Here is a 22301-nt window from a genome sequence, read left to right on the forward strand (position 1 = left end):
TCGTGAGATCATACGGACAATGTTACCGTAACAGGCACATGATCTGACGGCTTTTCCCACGCTCTGACGTGTTTTTCGATATCTGTCGAAACGAAATGATTTGCCGCTTCCGGCGACAACATCAGATGATCGATGCGAATGCCATTGTTCTTCTGCCAGGCTCCGGCCTGATAATCCCAGAATGTATAGACGCCGTCTTCATCGGTCGCTGCACGAACGGCTTCGGTGAAGCCCAGATTTTCAAGTCGGCGGAATGCCTGACGTGATTGCGGCTGAAACAGTGCATCACCGAGCCATTGCTGCGGGTTTTTCGCGTCGTTAGGCTCCGGGATGACGTTATAGTCGCCAGCAAGAACGAGCGGCTCTTCCAGTTCAAGTCGGCTTTTCGCCCAGGTCTCCAGCCTCTGCATCCAGGACAGCTTGTAGGGGAATTTCTCTGTATCGACCGGGTTGCCGTTGGGCAAATACAGCGACACGACACGGAGAACACCCTTATCCGTCGAGAAAACGGCCTCAATGAAGCGTGCTTGTTCATCGCTGTCATCGCCGGGAAGCCCGCGATTGACCTCATCAGGCGACTTTTTGGAAAGAATAGCGACGCCGTTGAAGCCCTTCTGGCCATGCGTCTCGACATGATAGCCGAGGGCTTCAATTTCCAGTCGCGGGAACAGATCGTCCACGGACTTGATTTCCTGAAGGCAGGCGATGTCAGGCGACGATTCCTTCAGCCAATGCTGGAGGTTTTCGATACGCGCCTTGACGCCATTAATGTTCCATGTCGCGATTTTCATGATGAAATGATTAGGCGGAAGACGAGGCGAGGGCAAGCGCTGCCCTCTCTCCATCACAGAATTTCGACTCGGTCTGATTATTATTCAAATGCCATTTGTATTGCCGCTTTTGCATTCCTATCTCCCAACTACAGTAGCCAAACAGGAGATTTGAATGTTCGACGCCAAAAAGCTTCTCGACCAGTTTCTGGGATCACAAATTCCGGGCATGTCCGGAAGCGTTCGCGACAAGGCGGGGCAGGCCACTGATCTGGCCAAGAAAAACCCATTGGCTACTGGCGCAATTGCCGCAGCAATTCTTGGCACAAAGACCGGACGTAAGCTCGCTGGTAATGTAGCCACAGCAGGCGGTATCGCGGCAATCGCAGGTCTCGGATATCTGGCTTATAAGAACTACAAATCCGGCCAGTCACCGCAAACAGCCGAACAGCCAGTCGCAAAAGAGCCGGAATTGCTTCCGCCGCCTCCGGCAGATTCTCCATTCCATCCGCAGTCACCGGCAATGAGCAACAGTTTTGCATTGACGCTTGTGCAGGCAATGATTGCTGCCGCAAAGGCTGATGGCCACATTGATGATGCGGAACGCGCACGCATCATGGAAAAGGTTCAGATTTCAGGCCTTGATGATGAAGCGGAAGCCTTCTTTGCGAAGGAACTCGCTGATCCGATTGATATCGATGCGTTGGTAGCCGCTGCTCAGACTGAAGAACAGAAGGTTGAGCTTTACACCGCTTCGCGTCTGACCATCGATCCTGACAGCCGTGCAGAGCGTGGATATCTCGATATGCTGGCTGGTCGTCTTGGTTTACCGGATGCGCTGGTCGACCATATCGATGCGACGGTTTCATCGGTTAAAGCCTGATAAAACAAAACCGGCTGCATAATGCAGCCGGTTTCTTTTTCGAACTTTGGAATTAACTAGATCGCGAAGCTTGTACCGCAGCCGCAGGATGCCGTGGCGTTCGGATTGCGGATCTGAAACGATTGTCCCATCAGGTCATCGACAAAATCAATCTGGGAACCATCCATGTAAGGAACGGAGATTGAGTCGATCAGCACCTTGGCGCCAAGCTTTTCGATGACGATGTCATCATCGGATTGGTCATCAACCAGATCATATTTGTAAGAAAAGCCAGAGCAGCCGCCGCCCTCGACAGAAACGCGAAGTGCTGTTTTGCCCGGTTCGGAACTGATAATTTTTGCAATCCGCTTGGCTGCGGATTCAGAAACGGTAATGTCTGTCATCTGCCTTGTTCCGCTTGCAATTGCGTGTGCCGGATTGAACCAATTGGGAATTGTCCAGAATTTCCAGAAAACGCGTACTTGCCTTCATGTTTAACTGATAGCTATGAACGCAACGTGTGGAAGTCAATGTCCACCTGAGTTTAGCGTAATCATATTACAGTGAGGAATGCATCGCAATGTCCCCGGAAGGAATTGGATCGCTGGAAGGAATTGGCTTCGGTTATCGCGAACGCGCGCCCTATGCCTGCAATCCTGCCTTGACCCGTGGGCGGCTGGTCCCTGAGCCCGAAAGTGCAACGCGAACGCCTTTCCAGCGCGATCGAGACCGAATCATTCACTCGACTGCGTTTCGTCGCCTCAAACATAAGACGCAGGTTTTCATTGCCCATGAGGGCGATCACTATCGAACCCGTCTGACGCATACCATCGAGGTGGCGCAGATTGCTCGCGCACTGGCGCGCGCTTTACGACTGGATGAAGACCTCGCGGAAGCTGTAGCACTTGTGCATGATTTCGGGCATACGCCGTTCGGTCATACCGGCGAAGACGCGCTCAATGAACGCATGAAGCCCTATGGCGGCTTTGATCACAACGCCCAGTCCCTTCGCATTGTGACGAAGCTTGAGCACCGCTATGCGGATTTCGACGGACTAAACCTCTCGTGGGAAACCCTTGAGGGGCTGGTAAAGCACAATGGTCCACTGGTCGGCCCCTTTGCTACCTATTCAGATGAGCCGGTTCCTCAGCCTATCCTGGATTTTACTGAGCGCTATGATCTCGAATTGTCGCGCTTTGCGAGTCTTGAAGCGCAATGCGCTGCCATTGCAGATGATATTGCTTACAATGCTCATGATATCGACGACGGCCTCCGCTCTGGTTTGCTTAAACTAGAGGGACTCGATGAAGTGCCGCTCACTAAGCGCCTGCTGGATATCGTTAGAATGCGCTATCCAGCGCTTGATCCTGTGCGTACGGGCCATGAACTGGTCCGTCGGCAAATCACCATTATGGTTGAAGACGTGATTGCTGAATCGCAACGCCGTATCACTGCTGCCAATCCTCAAAATTTAGAGGATGTGCACGCGCAACCACGCGCACTTGTGGGTTTCTCGGATGCAATGAGGGACGAAGAGAAAGCTCTGAAGCGCTTTTTGTTCAAAAACCTCTATTTCCACGAGAGTGTCGTTGTTCGCAGACATGCGGCCGACAAAATCGTGCAGGACCTGTTCGATATTTGTTTTGATGATCCCACCATCATGCCTGCCGAGTGGCAAACGGGCTGCGAAACGCTTGATGAGGCGGGTCGCGCTCGCCGTGTTGCAGACTATCTGGCCGGTATGACTGACAATTATGCGGTGCGGGAACACCGACGATTGTTTGACCATACACCCGATTTAGCTTAATCGGGTCGGGACGAAGCGGGTCCTGGAGCTTAAATGCGTCGGGATCTTTGCTATTTTTATGATGAGCCGACGCCGGAAATCGCAACCGTAACCGGACGGAAGCCTGACAGGACGAACCATGAATATCTTTGCAGATTTCGACGCGCGTATTAAAAAAACGTTGCAAGATATTGATCTGAAAGCGAAAGATGGCGGCGATCTGGATTTGTCGCGTATCAGCGTGGAGCCACCGCGTGACGCCTCGCATGGTGATATTGCCACCAATGCTGCCATGGTGCTTTCCAAAGCTGTGGGCCAGAATCCACGTGAACTTGCCACCGCCATTGCCGATGCACTGAAGTCCGATAAGGATGTCGCCACGGTCGATGTTGCAGGTCCAGGCTTTATCAATCTGCGCCTGAAAGACACCTATTGGCAACGCGAGCTGGCCGCTATGCTCAATGAAGGCACCGATTTCGGACGCTCGAAGCTTGGCACCGGCACCAAAGTCAATGTCGAATATGTTTCGGCCAACCCGACAGGCCCGATGCATGTTGGCCATTGCCGTGGCGCTGTCGTTGGCGACGTGCTGGCAAATCTGTTGAAATTTGCAGGCTTCGACGTCGTTAAAGAATATTATATCAACGACGCTGGCGCGCAGATCGATGTGCTGGCACGTTCGGTTATTCTGCGTTACCGCGAAGCGCTTGGTGAAGAGATCGGTGAGATTCCAGCAGGTCTTTATCCGGGCGATTATCTCGTTCCTGTCGGCGAGGCGCTCGCCAAAGAATTTGGCAACAAGCTTCTCGAAATGCCGGAAGATGAAGCTTTTGCAATCGTCAAGGAACGCACGATCGACGCCATGATGGCGATGATCCGCGCCGATCTTGACGCACTGAATGTGCATCACGACGTCTTCTATTCCGAGCGTAAGCTTCATGCTGATCATGCGCGCGTTATTCGCGCTGCGATCAATGATCTGACGCTCAAGGGCCATGTCTACAAGGGCAAGCTGCCGCCGCCGAAGGGGCAACTGCCGGAAGAATGGGAAGATCGTGAGCAGACCCTGTTCCGTTCGACCGAAGTGGGCGACGATATTGACCGTCCGCTGATGAAGTCTGACGGCACATTCACCTATTTTGCTGCTGACGTCGCTTACTTCAAAGACAAGTATGATCGCGGCTTCAATGAGATGATCTATGTGCTGGGCGCCGATCACGGCGGCTACGTCAAGCGTCTCGAAGCTGTTGCACGCGCTGTTTCTGACGGTAAGGCCAAGCTCACCGTTCTGCTTTGCCAGTTGGTGAAGCTGTTCCGCGATGGTGAACCTGTGCGCATGTCCAAGCGTTCGGGTGAATTCATCACGCTGCGTGAAGTCGTGGATGAAGTTGGCCGTGATCCGGTTCGTTTCATGATGCTTTATCGGAAGAACGATGCGCCGCTCGACTTTGATTTTGCGAAAGTGACTGAGCAGTCCAAGGACAATCCGATCTTCTACGTGCAGTATGCTTCGGCACGTTGTCATTCGGTATTCCGTCAGGCGGTCGACCAGCTTGGGCTCAGTGATCTTGATCGCGTATCGATGGCCGGACACTTTGATAAGCTGACCGATGAGAGTGAAATTGCACTCGTTCGCAAGCTCGCAGAATACCCGCGCCTGATCGAAGCTGCGGCGACGCATCAGGAGCCACATCGCCTCGCTTTTTACCTCTATGACCTCGCCAGCGCGTTCCATTCTCAGTGGAATAAGGGCACCGAGAACACGGACTTACGTTTTATTAAGGTTAACGATCCAGAATTGTCTCTAGCAAGGCTAGGGCTAGTACAGGTCGTTTCCGATGTGCTGACGTCCGGTTTGACAATAATCGGTGCGGATGCTCCAACGGAAATGCGCTAGGACGGTTTCGTCATCCGCAAGTTCAACCAAGGTGTTGTGCGGATGTCGGTAAGTCAAAAAGATGGAAGATCAACGAGGGTGCAAGTCGTCGATCTTCCTTCAGGCGCATGAAACTTCCGTCAACTTTTGCCCACATTGCCTCGCTACAACGTAATGTATCGAGACGTCTTGCGGCGTCCAGGGTTTGAGTTAGGAACACACCATGACGGACAGCAGTGCTAATCCCCGTAATTACGGCGAGCGTCCGCTGCATGAAGACGATCCGCTAATGGAACTTTCGCGGATCATGGACTTCGGCGCGTCTGCTGATAACAATGTTGCGCGAAGTGAGTATCGTCCTGAGCCGAGTTTTGATTCTGGTGATGACGCGCTCTCTTTTGATCTAGAACGCGAACTTCTTGGTGATTTTGGTGATTTCGCAGAGCCGGAACAGCAGTCGGCTCCATTGGCGCAAACGCCATATCAGGACGCACATTCCTATCAAAATGCAGAGCCTCAGCTTCAGGAAGACGATCTTGCGTCGGCACTTGAAGAAGAGTTCGATCTTCATCTGGATGGGAATGCTCCGGTTGCTCCAACCGAATCGTTTGATTTCGTGGAAACGGATCGCTCCGAACCTGTGCCGCAGTTTGACTACAATGATTATTCAGAAGCGCGTACGGCTTACGAAGAGAGCCATGCCGAACCCGGCTATGCCGAACCTGGTTATGCTGAGCCGCTTGCTGCCAGTGTACCATCTGAGCCTTTAGAGCAGGGCTATGTGGATTATAGTCCAGCCACTGCTTACCAGCCGTCAGAAGCTCCGTATGTCGATCCATATGCGAACGAATCAGCAGTAGGTACAACTGCAGGCGATGATTGGGAAGTTCAGTCTGCTGAGCCGTTCGAAACCAGCTATGCTGCGGCACCTGCCCATCAGGCGCTTTCGCTTGAAGATGAGCTTGAAAGCCTTCTGTTCAGTGACGAGCCACAGACGACAACTGCACCTGAAGCCATCTATGAAGATGAACCACAGCAGTTCGCAGCATATACGCCTCGTTACGAGGAGCCAGCCGCAGAAGCGCCGTCTTATGCTGAGCCTGCTCATCACGGCGACGTCGAGCTCGATTTCGATGCCTTTCAGCTTGATGACCCACAGACCTATGAGCCGGTAGAAGCGGCGGCAAATTTTGCGCCTGAACCACATGATACGCGCGAAGTTACTTCGCAAACGCAGGCTCCGATCTATCCTCATTACACGCTGAGCAACTTTGCGGCCGGTGCTGCTACGACAGGCGTACTTGCATCTGAACCTGTTCGGGCCGAAGTCGCTGGCTATGAACCGGAGCAGGCTGAGCTGGACGACGATTTTTCGTTCGACGATGATTTCTCGTTTGAGAATGAGCAGAACTTCGTACCTGTTGCCGCTGAGGCAACAGAAGACGATCTTTCGGGCCTTGATGAAATCTCTTTGAGTGAAGATGATTTCGGGTTTGAACCGTCAGGTGACGCTCCGTCGTCTGTCGCTGCCAATGATTCGAACTTCTTTAGCGAAGAAGACTTCTTCAATGCAGATGATCTCGATTTGGCGTCAGAAGTTGAAGACGAGCAGGTCGGTGAACCTGTTTATGCCCATGCGACCTACAATGAAGAAGAGGCGCATCCTGCAACTCCGTCCTTCACCAATTACGCGGACCCACGTTCGGCTTTCGTTGCGCCTGCACCAGAAATTGAAACGCTGAGTGTCGCTGATAGCAAGGTTGAACAGACGCATTCGCTGGATTTGCCGGAAGTCAATTACGGCGAAGAAGAAGTAAATGCCGGTCTGACCGATCTGGAAACTGAATTTGCTGAAGTGTTCAACACTATCGGTGTTGATGAAACAGCCACAAAGACGGATGCGCAGAGCGAAGCCGACAAAGCTTTTGAGGATATTTTCCGTGAAAGCGCTTCGTCCTATATGCCAAATGCTGGCGTGGCAGCAGGTGCTGCTCTTGGTCTGGGTGCGGCAACGGCTGCAGCTGCGACCGCTTATGGACGCGCAAATCCAACAGCGCAGCCTCAGGCATCACAGGCCACTGTGGCAGATGCTGGTGGTAGCAGCGATGATTTCTATAATCATTGGGCAGCGCAGGGCGCTCAGACGATCGAGAGCGGCGAATTCGGCACACGTGCTGCCATGCAGCCAGAAGACGATCTCGGCAGCGCTGCTGAGGCTTACCGCAATCGTCCGGTTCGTGGTCGTCGTGGTCTGATCCTCGCAAGTGTTGCAGGCATTGCGGTTCTCATTGGCGGCATCGGCTACCACTTCCTCGGTGGAAGCGGATCGGGTGAACCGGTTGTGATTCGCGCTGATAATCAGCCGATCAAAGTACAGCCTGAAAATCCGGGTGGAGCGACTGTCCCTAATCAGGACAAGGCGGTCTATGATCGCGTCGCCGGTACATTGCCGAACAATCCAGAGCAAAAAGCTTTGATCTCTGCCGGTGAAGAGCCTGTTGATCTGGGCGCGCAGGATAATGATGCGGGTGCGAATGATTTCCCTGAGCCAAATCAGACGGCTGAAGCACCATCGAATTCCGGTCAGGATGCACCGCTGATCCAGCCGCGTGAAGTCGAAACGATGATCGTTCGTCCCGATGGCACAATCGTTCAGGCCCAGCAGCCTGCACCTGTGGCTCAGGCACCAGCGCCAACTAACGCAGTAAATCCAACAAATTCGGCAGTCCCAACAAACTTGGCAGGCAATGACGCACCAATTGCGCCACCTGCGGACACTGATGAAATTGCAGCGCTTGCGGCTGGTAACGCACCGCAAGAGCCGGTTGCAAATACACCAGCGACGCAGCCAGCACCTGCAGCTCAGCAGGCACCATCAGCGCCAGTTCGCGCGCCAGTCGTGCCATCACGTCCAGCTGAACAGCCAACCAATATTGTTGGGAACGTGCCGCAACGCGCGCAGGCTCAGGCGCCTGCAACCGCTCCTGCTGCTCCTCAGGTCGCTTCTGCAGCCGGTGGTGGCTATTTCATCCAGATCGCTTCGCAGCCATCTGCTGAACTGGCACAGAAGTCCTATGCCAATATGGCGCAGCGTTATGGCAGCGTGATCGGCGGCCGGGCAGTGGATATCAAACGTGCAGATATTCCGAACAAGGGCACTTATTACCGTGTTCGCGTTCAGGCAGGTTCGAAGGACGATGCCAATGCACTCTGCGGTCGCTTCAAGTCTGCCGGTGGCAGCTGCTTCGTGACGCAGTAAAATTTACCAGACGAAAAACGAGAAGGGCGGCATAAGAGCGCCGTGCGTCCTTTCGGATGCACGGCGCTCTCAACTATTTTATCTACGCATCGTGCTTTACAAAAATCGATTCCGATTTTTGCGCCGATGCTGTAGCCGCCCTTTTTCGTATGGCTACCATGACGGTGATTTTTCGGCTAAACCGCTATCACTGGTTTGAGCACAAACAGATCAAAGGAATGCTGCATGAAAGAGTGCAAGGCGTGGATTGCTGGCGTAGCAGGAACAAAGCTGACGCCTGATGAGGTGGCTTTTTTCCGTGACGAAAAGCCTTGGGGTTTCATTCTCTTTGCACGCAATGTGGAGAGCCTTGAACAGGTTGCAGAGCTAACCGCGCAACTGCGCGATGTGACCGACCGCCCTCAAACGCCTGTTTTCATTGATCAGGAAGGTGGTCGCGTTCAGCGGCTTCGCCCGCCACTCGTTCCGAACTACCCTGCGGCTGCACAAATTGGTGCGATCTATGATCGTGACAATGAAGCAGGTCTTCGTGCCGCCTGGCTTCATGCGCGCCTTCACGCTTTTGATCTTCTGAAAGTAGGCGTCAATGCTGATTGTCTGCCCGTTCTCGATGTTCCTATTGAAGGCGCACACGATGTAATCGGCGCGCGGGCCTATTCAAAGAACCCGCATAGCGTTGCTGCAATGGGGCGCTCTGCTGCCGAAGGGCTTCTTGCCGGTGGTGTGCTGCCTGTGGTGAAGCACATGCCTGGGCATGGCCGCGCATTCAGCGACACACACAAGGAACTGGCCCGCGTTGGTGTACCGCTCAGTGAACTGGTCGCGCATGACTTTGTGCCGTTCAAGGCGTTGAACGATCTTCCAATGGCAATGACGGCGCATGTTATCTTTGATTGCATCGATCCCAAGCGTCCATCGACTTTATCGCCGACAGTCATCAATACGATCATTCGCGATGTTATCCAGTTCGACGGTCTGGTCATCAGCGACGACATTTCGATGAAGGCACTCTCGGGCGATCTTGGCGATATTGCCGAAGGTATCACCGCTGCAGGCTGCGATATCGTTCTTTATTGTGCGGGCGTGATGGAAGAGCTGGTCAAGGTTGCCGCACGTGTTCCGGTTCTCGATGGTAAAGCTCGCAAACGTGCAGATCTGGCGGAAGTCTATGCAGGTGATCCGGATCTTTCTGATGAAACAGAGCTGCGCGAAGAGTTTGGACAAATGTTCGAACTGATGGCGTAACCGACAAAACTTGGTACACTAAAAAGGTTCGGTGAGATTTTCTCACCGATCAAATAATAAGCAGGACAAGCGGTTGGCTGGATCGGAAACGAACACAAATGGCAAAGACGGCACCAATGTGCCGATGGATGCCTTGTGGCAGGGCGAAGCCAATCGCGCCGAAAGCGAACCTTCACTGCTGATCGACGTTCAGGGTTTCGAAGGGCCGCTCGATCTTTTGCTGCATCTGGCGCGCAACCAGCGTGTCGATTTATCCCGGATTTCGGTGCTGGCACTCGCCGAACAGTATCTGGGCTTTGTGGAACAGGCGCAGGCCCTTAGTCTTGAACTGGCTGCTGACTATCTGGTCATGGCCGCATGGCTGGCTTACCTCAAGTCAAAATTGCTGATCCCCAAGCAGCAGGATGACGATGGTGCGACAGGCGAAGAACTGATCGCTTCGCTGCAATTCCGTTTGAAGCGGCTTGAAGCCATGCGCGATGCCGCAGCCAAGCTTGTAAACCGCAACCGGCTGGGCCGTGACGTTTTTGCACGCGGTATGCCGGAACTGGTGGTGGTTGATCGATCCAGCCAGTTTTCGGCCACGCTTTATGAATTACTGACTGCCTATGCTTCGCAACGTCAGCGACAGGCCGTATCGCATGTGCAGATCGAAAAGCGCGCCGTCTGGTCGCTGAAAGAGGCACGTGTCGCACTTGTGAGACTTATGGGATCGAGCGGAGACTGGGTCGCACTGGACCACTTTCTCATCAATTATGCGCTGACACCGCAGGAAAGAGCTTCCGCCTTGGCCAGTTCCTTTGCCGCAAGCCTTGAGCTGGTAAGAGAAGGTAAGCTGGAAGTGCGACAGAATGCACCTTTTGAGCCGATCTATATGCGCGTTGCAGGCGGATTAAGTGAACTTGATGAGGACGAAAATGTCTGAAGCGGAAGTGGCAATGGATGATTATGACGATGATGTTCAACATCCAGCTTCGCCCATGGCCTTGGCGGAACTCGCACGGATGGCAGAAGCGATAATCTTCGCTTCGTCCGAACCGGTTTCTGAACGCGCACTGGCAGAGCGGTTGCCGGTTAATACCGATTTGTCGGCAATATTAGAGCATCTGCAAAAGGTTTATGAGGGGCGTGGCGTCCATCTGGTTCAGGTCGGCACGGCCTGGGCTTTTCGCACGGCATCTGATCTTGGCTTTCTCATGAGCCGTGAGACGGTTCAGCAGCGCAAGCTCTCGCGTGCTGCAATGGAAGTCCTTGCGATCATTGCATATCATCAACCTGTCACACGCGCCGAGCTCGAAGATATTCGTGGTGTGGAAACCTCCAAGGGCACGCTGGATGTGCTTATGGAAACGGGTTGGATCAAACTGCGTGGTCGCCGTCGTACGCCCGGGCGTCCTGTGACTTATGGCACGACAGATACATTTCTGGATCATTTTGGCTTGCCGGAGATACGTGATCTGCCGGGTCTGGAAGAGCTGCGGGGGGCAGGGTTGTTGTCTGCGCGCATACCGTCCAGTTTCTCTGTGCCGGTTCCGAATGTCGACCCGGATGAACTCACAGACGATGAAGAGCCGCTTGAAGATATAGATCTTGAAGGTTTGGGGCTGCTGGCGCCACGCGGAGATTGATGGGAAATTTGAGCTGCAACAAATAAAATCGTTGTAACTTCGTTCACTGTCACACTTCTGTTTGAAAGATTTGGTGAAAGCGCTTAAATCGTATTCAGCATTATAGGAATAAGCCGTGTCGCAACGGCGATGAGAGGAATGAAATGGGTAGCTTTTCTATCTGGCACTGGCTGATCGTTCTCGCAGTTGTGCTGCTTCTGTTTGGCCGTGGCAAAATCCCTGAACTGATGGGTGATGTTGCAAAGGGTATCAAGAACTTCAAGCAGGGCATGTCTGAAGAAGACGCTGCTAAGGAAGATGCCAAGGCGGATGCACGGACAATTGATGCCAAGGCGGATGAAACCGTCAATGACGTCAAGAAGACGACAAAATCCTGATCTGATGTAAAGGATGCTGCGTGCAATATGGTGCGCAGCATGTTTTGCCATGAAGGCATGATCCAGCGAATTGGAAGCCACTTCCCGAAGATCGTGTGTAATAACAACAGGTTGATTGCGACCGCATCTTGATTGAAGATGTGTTTGCAATCTGGATTGCGGTTTTCCGCCGAAAGACGGGACGCGCGCGTCAGAAGCGCGGAGTATCAAATTATGTTCGATATCGGTTGGTCTGAACTGCTGATAATCGCGATTGTGATGATCGTGGTGGTTGGTCCCAAGGATTTGCCGAAGATGCTCAGAGCTTTCGGCAAAGCGACCGCGCGTATGCGCAGCACTGCCAACGAGTTCCGGCATCAGTTCAACGAAGCCTTGAAAGAAGCCGAACTCGAAGACGTCAAGAATATCGTCGATGAGGCTCGCAAGCTTGATCCTCGCTCGAAACTCACACAGGTCTTTGATCCGATTCGCAGCGCCGGTGAGGATATTCGCTCCGGTCTTCAGTCTTCGACATCCATGTCGCCTGCTGAGCCTGCAAAGGTGGCTGAGGTGACAACGCCTGTTGAAGCGAGTGGTGCGACTGTTCCCGTTGAAGCTCCAGCAGAGAAGCCAAAGACGACGCGGAAGAAGGCGGCTCCTGCTGCTGCAGAGGCGCCAGCGGCAGCCAAGCCCGTCAAGCCGAAGGCTGCGACCGCCAAGCCAAAAGCCAGCGTCAAAGCTGAACCCGCTGCAAAGCCTGCTGCGCCAAAAAAGGCGTCTCCAGCAAAGGCAGCAACGGTGAAAACAGACACTCCCGCCAAGAAGACCACGAAAAAGACGACTGAAAAGACAGGAAGCAAAGCGTGAAACGGGACGAGGACGAAATTGAACAGAGCGCTGCTCCTCTGCTCGAACACCTTATCGAACTGCGTCGCCGCCTGATCTGGGCGATTTTGGCGTTTTTCCTTGCTTTTATTCTTTGTTTTGCCTTTGCAAAACATCTCTTCAATCTGCTTGTCGTTCCCTATCAATGGGCGCTCGACTGGGCTGGGATGGATCGCTCGAAAGCCGAGCTGATCTATACCGCACCGCAGGAATTCTTCTTCACGCAGGTCAAGGTCGCGATGTTCGGCGGTGTCGTTCTGGCGTTCCCGATTATCGCTGCGCAGATTTACAAGTTTGTGGCTCCCGGCCTCTACAAGCATGAGCGCATGGCGTTTCTGCCATTCCTTATTGCTTCGCCGATATTGTTTCTGACCGGCGGCGCTCTCGTCTATTTCTTCTTCACGCCAATGGTTATGTGGTTCTTCCTGGCCATGCAGCAGACGGGTGGCAATGGTGAAGTGCAGATTTCACTTCTGCCAAAAGTTTCCGAATATCTGAGCCTCATCATGACGCTCATTTTTGCTTTCGGTCTGGTCTTCCAGTTACCAGTTGTCACGAGCCTTATGGCCCGCGTCGGGTTGGTTACGTCTGCGGGCCTGAAGGATAAGCGCAAATATGCGATTGTTATTGCCTTCGTGGTGGCTGCGGTTTTGACGCCACCTGATCCGGCAAGCCAGATCGGTCTTGCCTTGCCGACGATCCTTCTCTACGAGATTTCCATCATATTGGCCCGCATGATCGAGAAGAAGAGGGATGAGGCGAAGGATGAAGCTGAGGCTGAAGACAACGCCCCCACTTCCTGATCCGGACATATGTTAAACAGAGGCTGCATAATCGCAGCCTCTCTTTCTGTTAAATTTCATGAAACGGCTTTTCCCATGCTCGATATCAAATGGATTCGCGAAAACCCCGAAGCTCTCGACACGGCGCTTGCCAAGCGCGGAGCAGGGCCACTCTCGTCCGAACTGATCGCGCTTGACGAAAAGCGTCGCGAACATGTCGGCAAAGTTCAGGCTGCTCAGGAACGCCGCAATGCGGCATCCAAGGAAATCGGCAAAGCAATGGCCGAAAAGGACGCAGCGACTGCTGACAAGCTCAAGGCTGAAGTCGGTGAGTTGAAGACTTTCCTTGCCGATGCTGAGGAAGAAGAACGCCGTCTGCTCAAGGAACTGAACGACGCGCTTTCAAGCCTTCCAAATGTTCCGGCAGATGATGTGCCGCTTGGCAAGGACGAGGCAGATAATGTCGAAGTCCGTCGCGTCGGCAATCAGCGTAATTTCTCGTTCCAGCCGAAAGAACATTATGAGCTGGGTGAGGCGCTTGGTTACATGGACTTTGAACGTGCCGCGAAGATCGCAGGTGCACGTTTCACCGTTCTGAAAGGTCCTCTGGCACGTCTTGAGCGCGCACTTGGTCAGTTCATGCTTGATCTGCACACCACCGAGAACGGCTATATGGAAACCATGCCGCCGCTGATGGTGCGCGACGAAGCCGTTTATGGCACAGGTCAGCTGCCGAAGTTTTCGGAAGACTTGTTCCGCACGACGGATGGTCGTTGGCTGATCCCAACTGCTGAAGTCCCGTTGACCAATCTGGTTGCAGACGAAATTGTCGATCTGAAGACTTTGCCGCAGCGTTATACGGCGCTCACACCTTGCTTCCGTTCGGAAGCGGGTTCGGCTGGTCGCGATACGCGCGGTATGCTGCGTCAGCATCAGTTTCTCAAGGTTGAGATGGTGTCGATTACTGATGCGGACAGCTCCGCAGCTGAACATGAGCGCATGACGGCCTGTGCAGAAGAAGTGCTGAAGCGTCTTGGTCTGCCATTCCGCACTGTCGTTCTTTGTACGGGTGACATGGGCTTCGGCGCGCAGAAGACTTACGACATCGAAGTATGGATGCCGGGCCAGAACGCCTATCGCGAAATTTCAAGCTGCTCGGTTTGTGGTGACTTCCAGGGACGTCGTATGAATGCGCGCTATCGTCCGGAAGGCGAAAAGGCCACGCGTTTTGTTCATACGCTGAATGGTTCGGGCGTTGCTGTCGGTCGCGCTCTGATTGCTGTGATGGAAAATTATCAGCAGGAAGACGGCAGCATTCATATTCCTGAAGCATTGCAGCCATACATGGGCGGCCTCACGCGCATCGAGAAAGCTGCGTGACATATAACATTTGACGATCTGAATGAAGGAGTGACGACGTGCGAATTCTGCTAACGAACGATGACGGTATCCATGCTGAAGGCCTCGCAGTTCTGGAGCGTATCGCACGCCAAATCTCGGATGATGTTTGGGTCGTAGCCCCTGAAACAGACCAGAGCGGCCTCGCGCATTCATTGACTTTGTCCGAGCCGCTTCGTCTGCGGCAGATCGATGATCGTCATTTCGCGCTACGCGGCACGCCGACTGATTGTGTGATCATGGGCGTTCGGCATGTTCTGCCGGAAGCGCCGGACCTCATCCTGTCTGGTGTCAACTCCGGTGCGAACATGGCTGATGATGTGACCTATTCCGGCACTGTTGCTGGCGCCATGGAAGGCACGCTTCTTGGTGTTAAGGCAATCGCGCTGTCGCAGGAATATGAATATGAAGGCGACCGCCGCATCATTCCCTGGGAAACGACAGAAACGCATGCACCTGCGCTGATCAAGAAGCTAATCGAAGCGGGTTGGCCCGAAGGCGTTCTGCTGAACCTGAATTTCCCGAACTGTGACCCGGATGAAGTCAAGGGCACGCGCGTAACGGCACAGGGTAAGCTCAGCCACGATACGCGTCTTGATGAGCGTCGTGACGGTCGTGGCTTCCCATATTTCTGGCTGCAGTTTGGTCGCACGAAAGCAGAAGTTGCAAGTGATAGCGATATCGCAGCCATCCGTGCTGATTATATCTCTGTAACACCGCTGCAACTTGATCTGACCGCACAGAAAGCGCGGGCTGAACTCAGCAAGGCACTTGAGGTTGAAGCATGAATCAGGCTGTGTCTGAACGCCAGCAGCTTTCGGACAGGGAAGGATTTGCATCCTTCGTCATGCGCATGCGAGCGCGGGGCATCAATGATGCCCGGCTCTTTGCTGCAATTGAATCGACGCCGCGTCAAAGCTTCATGGGTTCGTCATGGGCACATCTTTCATTTAGTCAGCGTACTGCACCGCTCGATTGCGGCGAGTATATCGAAGGCATCGACGATCAGGCGCGTGTCATTGCGGCACTTCAATTAGAATCAGGCCATCGTGTATTGGAAATCGGCACCGGCTCTGGCTTTACCGCTGCGGTCATGTCCATGCTTTCAGGCCGCGTCACGACAGTCGAGCGCTATCGCAAATTATGTGACCGCGCTTTGCAGCAGTTTGTGACGCTGAAGCGCGAAAACATCATGGTTAAGCATGCCGATGGTCGCCATGGCATGCCGGGTGGACCGTTTGATCGCATTGTGATCTGGCTGGCTTGCGAAGAGATTCCTCGTCATTTCGTGGAGCTTCTGGCGACCCATGGTGTGTTGGTGGCACCAGTAGGTTCGGGCGACGGTCAACAAATGATGACACGCATCGCAAAGGTCGGTAGCCGTTTCGAGCAGGAAAACATCATGCCCGTTCGCTATCAGCCATTTATCGAAGGTATGTCCTCCGTTTTGTGAGGACTTAGAGCATTTCCTGTTTTGATTGAATCATTGGAAATGCTCTATCTGTTTGTTTTTAAGCATGTCTTTATCCCGAAACCGGTTCTCACTTTCGGGAGACATGCTCTAGAAGCTTCCGTTAATTTCTTATCCAGCGCCGTCATGCATCAACCCGATGCAGCGGCGTTTTGGGTTGGCCAATAACAGTCCAGTTCAGCTGTTTTCATGTCGACAGAAAGCGCTTTTGTGCGCTTATGGTATTTAATTGGTGAATATTTTTTCGAAGAAATCTCGATTCTTAACCAGCGAGTAACATTAACGCGTTTTAATGAGTCCAAGTGAGTATTAGAGTATGGGCGAGTTGAACATGCGTTTTCCAATATTGCAGCATACGTCCGAACGCCTCCTGCGGAATGCAGCGATCGTTCTGATTGCCGGTTTTGGTGCAGGGTGCAGCGCCGATACGATGCGCTTCACGGATGGTCTTTATACTGGCTCCACGTCTAATCAGCGTGTTGTGCAACAACAGCCTGCCGGCGATGTTTATGCATCTGCGCCGGTGGCAGCCGCCCAGCCGGTTTCGAGCGGCTCGGTTCAGCGTAACAGTCTGCCGCCAGTGTCTTCTGCGCCGGTTGCAGCTGCGGCAACACAGGCACAGAATCAGGTGTATCAGGCGCAAAATACTGCTGCCAATCGTGTGAATGGCGCCGTGAATAATGCTGGAACTCAGGTGGCAAGCGCTGCTGGTGCTGCGAACAACGCAGCCGCGAATGCGAAATCCAATGTTCTCGGACAGTTGCCAGCAACGGCAAATGGCGTTCCGTTGCCAGCCGCCAATCATGCTGCTGCACCGCAGGCGCAAACTCCTGTTGTAGCTGCGCAAACTGCCGCAGCAGGCGGTGCCTACACAGTTAAGTCGGGCGATTCGCTTTTCTCTATCGCACAGAAGCACAACGTGCCGGTTGACAAGCTGAAGCAGGCAAATGGCCTTACCAACGGTGCAATCCGTGTCGGTCAGTCTCTGGCAATTCCATCCGCAGCAGGTGGCGCAACGCAGGTTGCCGCTGTTTCTCCGCAGCCAGCAAAGCCAGCAGCCGCAGCGCCAGTGCAAACAGCATCGATTGCGCCTGATGCGGCATCGAATGTGAAGCCTTATACGCCGCCGCAGGCGAGCAACAAGGTGATCGAAGACGCAGAGAAGGATCAGTCGGCTGCTCCTTCCTCAACCGGTATTTCGCAGATGCGTTGGCCTGTTCGTGGTCGCGTTCTCACGAGCTTCGGCCAGCGTGAAGGCACTTCCGTTAATGACGGTATCGACATTATGGTTCCGGAAGGCACCGCCGTTAAAGCTGCTGAAAATGGCGTCGTCATCTATGCAGGCGACGGCTTGAAGGAATTCGGTCAGACGGTTCTGATCCGCCACGACAATGGGCTGGTTACAGTCTATGGCCATAACAGCCAGATTCTCGTACAGCGTGGTCAGAAGGTTCGTCGCGGTGAAGATATTGCGAAGTCTGGTATGAGCGGTAATGCGAAATCACCTAAGCTGCACTTCGAAGTGCGCAAGAACTCTTCCCCGGTCAATCCGTCCAAGTATCTGGAATCCTGATCTGAAATGGTCACTGAAATAAGAAAGGCGGGTCTCTGACCCGCCTTTTTCTTTAGAGCGTCGCGCGCCTTCTTCGGCGCATAAAGCACGATGCTATAGTGCGGTTTACATCGCTTTGCCGAGACGGCCAGCAAGATCCTGAATATACTGCCACGCTACACGACCCGAACGATTACCGCGCGTTGTCGACCAGGTCAGTGCTTCTGCGTGCATCGTCTGCGGATCATAATCCAGCTTGTAGTGCGCTGCATAACCATCAACCATGGCGAGATAGTCGTCCTGGCTGCATTTGTGGAAACCGAGCCACAGACCGAAACGATCCGACAGTGACACTTTTTCCTCAATGGCTTCAGACGGATTGACGGCTGTTGAACGCTCATTGTCAATCATATCGCGCGGCATCAGATGGCGGCGATTGGACGTTGCATAGAAGATCACATTGTCCGGGCGCCCTTCGACGCCACCTTCGAGTGCGGCCTTCAGCGATTTGTAGGACGTGTCATCGTGATCAAAAGAAAGATCGTCGCAGAACAGGATAAACCGATACGGCGTTTCCTTGATGATATTCATCAAGGCAGGGAGGCTGTCGATGTCTTCACGATGAATTTCAACAAGCTTCAATGGCAGCTTTTCGGTTTGCTCTGCATTGACGCTGGCTTGTGCTGCTTTAACGAGCGATGATTTGCCCATGCCGCGTGCGCCCCAGAGCAGGACATTGTTGGCCGGGTAGCCTTTTGCAAAGCGTCGGGTATTGTCAACGAGCTGGTCCCGCACCAAATCAACGCCACGAATGAGCGAGATATCGACGCGATTAACGCGGCTGACGGGGTCGAGTGTTAGACGCTCGGGCGCCCAGACGAAGCAATCGGCTGCTTCAAGGTCGGGTACAGTCGGTTGTGGTGGAGCAATACGCTCCAGTGCCGCGATCAGTCGGTCCAGTTTCTGGCTGAGTATATTTTCGGTCGTCATTCCAAGCCCTCAAATAGTGAGGATCAGGGCTTAACATGCCACAGCGGGCGGGAAAAGTGTGCGACCTTGGCGCAGTAGGGCCTTCGCCGGTTGCAATTGACGCGCTAACCATTGTAATGCCGTAAAGAATTTGTCTTCGAGACTTCAGAGGAGTTCCCAATGTTCGTAACACCGGCTTTTGCACAAGCCTCCGGCGGCGGCGCCGGGCCAGACATGCTCATGAGCATTCTGCCTTTCGTTCTGATCTTTGTAATCATGTACTTTCTCATCATTCGCCCACAGCGGACCCAGATGAAGAAGCGTCAGGAAATGCTGGCAGCAGTTCGTCGCGGCGATACGGTTGTGACCGGTGGCGGCATTGTCGGTAAGGTCCAGAAGGTCCACGACGACGGCGAACTCGACGTTGAAATCGCTGAAGGCGTTAAGATTCGCGTTCTGCGCAGCGCTCTTTCCGAAGTGCGCGTTAAGGGCGAACCAGTCGCCGACAACAAGAACAAGTAAATTTTATCAGACTGCACGGGCCTCGGTAAGGTTTCCATAACCGGGGTCTGATCAGTAAAGTATTTCCAGCAAAAGTGCGAAGCGGTTTTGCGTGGGATAATGCTCAAGAACGAAAAAGTTAGAGCGGTTCCAACAATTCAATTTTAACTGGAACCGCTCTATCGTGCATGGGCCACTCTTGATTGTGGTTCATTCGCCCAAGCTGGAGAGCCGTTTGCAACAAGTGCGCTCCGGCACGCTCTATCCAAGCCGAAACGGAATTGCTGCTCTATGCTTTATTTTTCACGTTGGAAATCGGCTCTGATTTGGTTGGCAATACTTGCCAGCTTCCTCATTGCATCGCCTAATTTTTTCTCGCGTGAAACACTGGCAAATCTGCCCGGATTTTTGCCCACAAAGCAGGTCGCGCTTGGACTTGATCTTTCCGGTGGTTCCCGTCTTGTCCTTCAGGTGCAGAATGCTGGCAGGGGCGATCTCGATCGCACCAAAGAAATCATGCGCCAACGCCTCGAAGAACTCGGTTATGGTAATCCCATTGTCGAGGAAGAGGGGCGTAATCGCATTCGCGTTGAAGTTCCCGGCCTTTATGATGCTCAGCTTCTAAAAGATATTCTCAGCATTCGCGGTAATCTTTCCTTCCGCGCGGTCGATGACAGTGTGTCGCCCGACGATGCTATTCGCGGAACGCCGCCTGCCGACAGCACAGTTGTTTATTCCTATGATGACCCGCCGATCGGTTATCTTGTGAAAAATGAGCCAGTGTTTACAGGCGCAGACGTTACGGATGCCAAAGCGACACTTTCTGAAGACGATAATGAGCCGATCATTACGCTGACGCTGGATGAGAAGGGGCGCAGCAATCTCGCTGCAGCGACCGCTCAGGCTATCGGCAAGAGCTTTGCAATCGTCGTCGATAATCAGGTTGTTTCCGCACCCGTTGTGGACGAACCGCTCGATACGAATGAATTGCAGATTTCAGGCGCGTTCGATCTGCAGTCCGCCAACAATATGTCGGTCGTTCTGCGTTCCGGTGCTCTGCCAAAGGCAGTTTCTGTTCTGGAAGAACGCACAATTGCTTCGGCACTCGGCGATGACTACGCGAGCGCTGCAGTTTCTGCAGCTCTGCTGGCTGCTCTTCTTGTCGGTCTTTTCATGGTGCTGTCCTACGGCATCCTTGGCGTCATCGCCATGGTGGCGCTTGCAGTCAACATGATCATTTTGGTGGCGATCATATCGCTGATTGGCGCATCTATTACTCTGGCAAGCGTTGCGGGTATCGTGCTGATTATCGGCATGGCGGTTGACGCCAATATTCTGATTTATGAGCGCGTGCGCGAAGATCGCCGCAAGGGCTATTCCGTTGTTCAGGCGATGGAATCGGGCTTCTATCGTGCTCTTTCGACCATCGTGGACGCAAATTTAACGACGATGATTGCAGCGCTTGTGCTGTTTCTGATGGGCTCCGGCCCGGTTCATGGCTTTGCGCTCACCGTTACAATCGGTATTCTGACGACGCTGTTCACGACGCTGACCTTCACGCGCTTGTTGATTGCCCAATGGGTGCGCACGGCGAAGCCGAAAGAAATCCCCAAGCGCCGTCTGAAGCTGGTGCCGACTGTTACGCATATTCCGTTCATGCGCCTTCAGTTCGTAACGCTTGGCATTTCGGTTCTGGCGAGTGCGATCGTTGTGGCACTTTTCGTCAATATCGGCCTCAACTACGGCATCGATTTCCGTGGCGGTTCGATGGTGGAATTGCAGGCACGTAGCGGCGATGCAAATCTGCCGGATATCGAAGAACGCATGAGCGAGCTCAATATCGACAGCGCGCGCGTTCTGCCTGCCAAGTCACCGCGTTCGGCGCTCGTAATTATCGGCAGTCAGGAAGTGGGCGACGACGCGGAGCAGACTGTTGCCGTCAAACTGCGTGGCGAGTTCGAACAGGATTATTCGTTCCAACGCGTCGAGGTTGTTGGTCCAACGGTTTCGGAACAGCTGTCACAGGCCGGACTTCTGGCGCTGTTCCTCTCGCTGGCTGGTATCTTCATCTATGTCTGGATAAGATTCCGCTGGCAGCTGGCGCTCGGTGCTGTGTTGTCGACCCTGCATGATGTTATCATTCTGGCTGGTGTGTTTATTGTTTTCCGAATGGAATTCAATCTGTGGAGTGTTGCGGCAGTCCTGACGATTATTGGCTACTCGCTCAACGATACCATCGTGATTTATGACCGTGTGCGTGAAAACTTGAAGCGTTATAGCAGTGCGCCATTGCCCGCGATTATCGACGCCTCCATCAATCAGACATTGTCGCGTACTTTGCCAACCGCTTTTGTGACTTTCATTGCGCATATTCCGCTCTATATGTTCGGTGGAGCGGATATCCGCATGTTCGCATTGGCGCTTAGCGTCGGCATTATCGTGGCGACTTACTCCTCGATCTTTATTGCAGCACCTCTGCTTGTACAGTTTGGCCTCAAGCCACGTGCAGCCGATGGTGACGATGCAATGAGCGATGATCTCGCACAGTCGCTCAATCTGGACAGTTAGAAATGGCAAAAGGCATAGAAATTCGCGAAGCCCACTTTCCGGGCCGGGCACCTATTGATGCATACGGCAATGGCGGTTTTCGCTTTGCCGATATGTCACATAAGGGGTCTATTCTCTGTTTGCCGTCGGGTATTCATGGCTGGGACCCACAGACACCGCCAATTATATCGCGCCATGATCTGGGTGCCATTCTCGAGCAGGCGAGTGATATTGAAATTCTTCTGGTCGGTACGGGTATGGACTTGCGACGCATTCCAGAAGATGTTCGTGCTATCCTCCGCGAGCACCGTATCTCGTCCGATCCAATGAGCACAGGCGCTGCGGTGCGTACTTATAATGTGCTGCTCGCCGAAGATCGCGCGGTTGCCGCTGCACTGATTGCTGTAGACTGAT

Annotated in this window: 20 protein-coding genes; 17 read left to right on the forward strand and 3 right to left on the reverse strand. The window is 53.4% G+C overall.

Annotated elements, in window-relative coordinates; all coding sequences use genetic code 11:
- Window positions 1–8 precede the first annotated feature (8 nt).
- Entirely contained in the window at window positions 9–791 is a 783-nt protein-coding gene (gene xth, locus ACSME1_RS00230; protein ID WP_094542082.1) for an exodeoxyribonuclease III, read from the reverse strand.
- A gap of 154 nt (window positions 792–945) precedes the next feature.
- Between xth and ACSME1_RS00235 the strand changes: the two genes are divergently transcribed.
- Complete coding sequence (locus ACSME1_RS00235; RefSeq protein WP_100559141.1) at window positions 946–1653, forward strand: tellurite resistance TerB family protein; 708 nt, start codon at window positions 946–948, stop codon at window positions 1651–1653.
- A 56-nt stretch (window positions 1654–1709) separates the two neighbouring features.
- On the opposite strand, the gene erpA is transcribed toward ACSME1_RS00235, so the two are convergent.
- Entirely contained in the window at window positions 1710–2036 is a 327-nt protein-coding gene (gene erpA / locus ACSME1_RS00240) for an iron-sulfur cluster insertion protein ErpA (RefSeq protein WP_024896593.1), read from the reverse strand.
- Between the two features lie 176 nt (window positions 2037–2212).
- Here erpA and ACSME1_RS00245 point away from each other — a divergent pair, with 176 nt between their 5' ends.
- The 13 genes from ACSME1_RS00245 (at window position 2213) to dipM (ending at window position 17891) form a co-directional block, all read left to right on the forward strand.
- Window positions 2213–3439: a deoxyguanosinetriphosphate triphosphohydrolase gene (locus ACSME1_RS00245; RefSeq protein WP_105706005.1), complete on the forward strand. Its 1227-nt coding sequence runs from the start codon at window positions 2213–2215 to the stop codon at window positions 3437–3439.
- Window positions 3440–3557: 118 nt separating this feature from the next.
- Window positions 3558–5315, forward strand: a complete 1758-nt coding sequence (gene argS, locus ACSME1_RS00250; protein ID WP_024896595.1) for an arginine--tRNA ligase — start codon at window positions 3558–3560, stop codon at window positions 5313–5315.
- 202 nt (window positions 5316–5517) lie between these two features.
- Complete coding sequence (locus ACSME1_RS00255) at window positions 5518–8553, forward strand: SPOR domain-containing protein (RefSeq protein WP_105706003.1); 3036 nt, start codon at window positions 5518–5520, stop codon at window positions 8551–8553.
- A 225-nt stretch (window positions 8554–8778) separates the two neighbouring features.
- A complete protein-coding gene (nagZ, locus tag ACSME1_RS00260; protein WP_105706001.1) occupies window positions 8779–9798 on the forward strand; it encodes a beta-N-acetylhexosaminidase in 1020 nt (339 codons plus the stop codon).
- 124 nt (window positions 9799–9922) lie between these two features.
- Window positions 9923–10723 (forward strand): segregation and condensation protein A, encoded by an 801-nt coding sequence (locus ACSME1_RS00265; protein WP_435654956.1) that lies wholly within the window; start codon window positions 9923–9925, stop codon window positions 10721–10723.
- Window positions 10716–11426: an SMC-Scp complex subunit ScpB gene (gene scpB, locus ACSME1_RS00270; protein ID WP_100559133.1), complete on the forward strand. Its 711-nt coding sequence runs from the start codon at window positions 10716–10718 to the stop codon at window positions 11424–11426. Before ACSME1_RS00265 ends, scpB begins: the two co-directional genes overlap by 8 nt.
- A 143-nt stretch (window positions 11427–11569) precedes the next feature.
- Window positions 11570–11803, forward strand: a complete 234-nt coding sequence (locus ACSME1_RS00275) for a twin-arginine translocase TatA/TatE family subunit (protein ID WP_024896600.1) — start codon at window positions 11570–11572, stop codon at window positions 11801–11803.
- 213 nt (window positions 11804–12016) lie between these two features.
- On the forward strand, window positions 12017–12649 hold the full coding sequence (gene tatB, locus ACSME1_RS00280) for a Sec-independent protein translocase protein TatB (protein WP_024896601.1): 633 nt from the start codon (window positions 12017–12019) through the stop codon (window positions 12647–12649).
- Window positions 12646–13470: a twin-arginine translocase subunit TatC gene (gene tatC / locus ACSME1_RS00285; protein WP_024896602.1), complete on the forward strand. Its 825-nt coding sequence runs from the start codon at window positions 12646–12648 to the stop codon at window positions 13468–13470. The genes tatB and tatC overlap by 4 nt, the downstream gene beginning before the upstream one ends.
- Before the next feature lie 75 nt (window positions 13471–13545).
- On the forward strand, window positions 13546–14829 hold the full coding sequence (gene serS / locus ACSME1_RS00290) for a serine--tRNA ligase (RefSeq protein ID WP_036566840.1): 1284 nt from the start codon (window positions 13546–13548) through the stop codon (window positions 14827–14829).
- A gap of 38 nt (window positions 14830–14867) precedes the next feature.
- Window positions 14868–15635, forward strand: coding sequence for a 5'/3'-nucleotidase SurE (surE, locus tag ACSME1_RS00295; RefSeq protein WP_105705997.1), 768 nt, complete (start codon window positions 14868–14870; stop codon window positions 15633–15635).
- Window positions 15632–16300: a protein-L-isoaspartate(D-aspartate) O-methyltransferase gene (locus ACSME1_RS00300; protein ID WP_024896604.1), complete on the forward strand. Its 669-nt coding sequence runs from the start codon at window positions 15632–15634 to the stop codon at window positions 16298–16300. Before surE ends, ACSME1_RS00300 begins: the two co-directional genes overlap by 4 nt.
- Window positions 16301–16634: 334 nt before the next feature.
- Window positions 16635–17891 carry a cell division endopeptidase DipM gene (gene dipM, locus ACSME1_RS00305; protein WP_024896605.1) on the forward strand — a complete coding sequence of 419 codons (1257 nt, stop codon included), beginning with the start codon at window positions 16635–16637 and terminating at the stop codon, window positions 17889–17891.
- A 105-nt stretch (window positions 17892–17996) separates the two neighbouring features.
- Here dipM and ACSME1_RS00310 read toward each other — a convergent pair whose 3' ends face one another.
- Window positions 17997–18860 (reverse strand): ATP-binding protein, encoded by an 864-nt coding sequence (locus ACSME1_RS00310; protein ID WP_105705995.1) that lies wholly within the window; start codon window positions 18858–18860, stop codon window positions 17997–17999.
- Window positions 18861–19019: 159 nt separating this feature from the next.
- Between ACSME1_RS00310 and yajC the strand changes: the two genes are divergently transcribed.
- The 3 genes from yajC (at window position 19020) to ACSME1_RS00325 (ending at window position 22300) form a co-directional block, all read left to right on the forward strand.
- Window positions 19020–19361 carry a preprotein translocase subunit YajC gene (gene yajC, locus ACSME1_RS00315; protein WP_024896607.1) on the forward strand — a complete coding sequence of 114 codons (342 nt, stop codon included), beginning with the start codon at window positions 19020–19022 and terminating at the stop codon, window positions 19359–19361.
- A 270-nt stretch (window positions 19362–19631) separates the two neighbouring features.
- A complete protein-coding gene (gene secDF, locus ACSME1_RS00320) occupies window positions 19632–21908 on the forward strand; it encodes a protein translocase subunit SecDF (RefSeq protein ID WP_105705994.1) in 2277 nt (758 codons plus the stop codon).
- Window positions 21909–21910: 2 nt separating this feature from the next.
- Window positions 21911–22300, forward strand: a complete 390-nt coding sequence (locus tag ACSME1_RS00325) for an Mth938-like domain-containing protein (protein WP_024896609.1) — start codon at window positions 21911–21913, stop codon at window positions 22298–22300.
- The last annotated feature ends 1 nt before the right edge of the window (window position 22301 follow it).

It is taken from the genome of Brucella pituitosa (genome assembly GCF_965577835.1).
Lineage (GTDB): Bacteria > Pseudomonadota > Alphaproteobacteria > Rhizobiales > Rhizobiaceae > Brucella > Brucella pituitosa.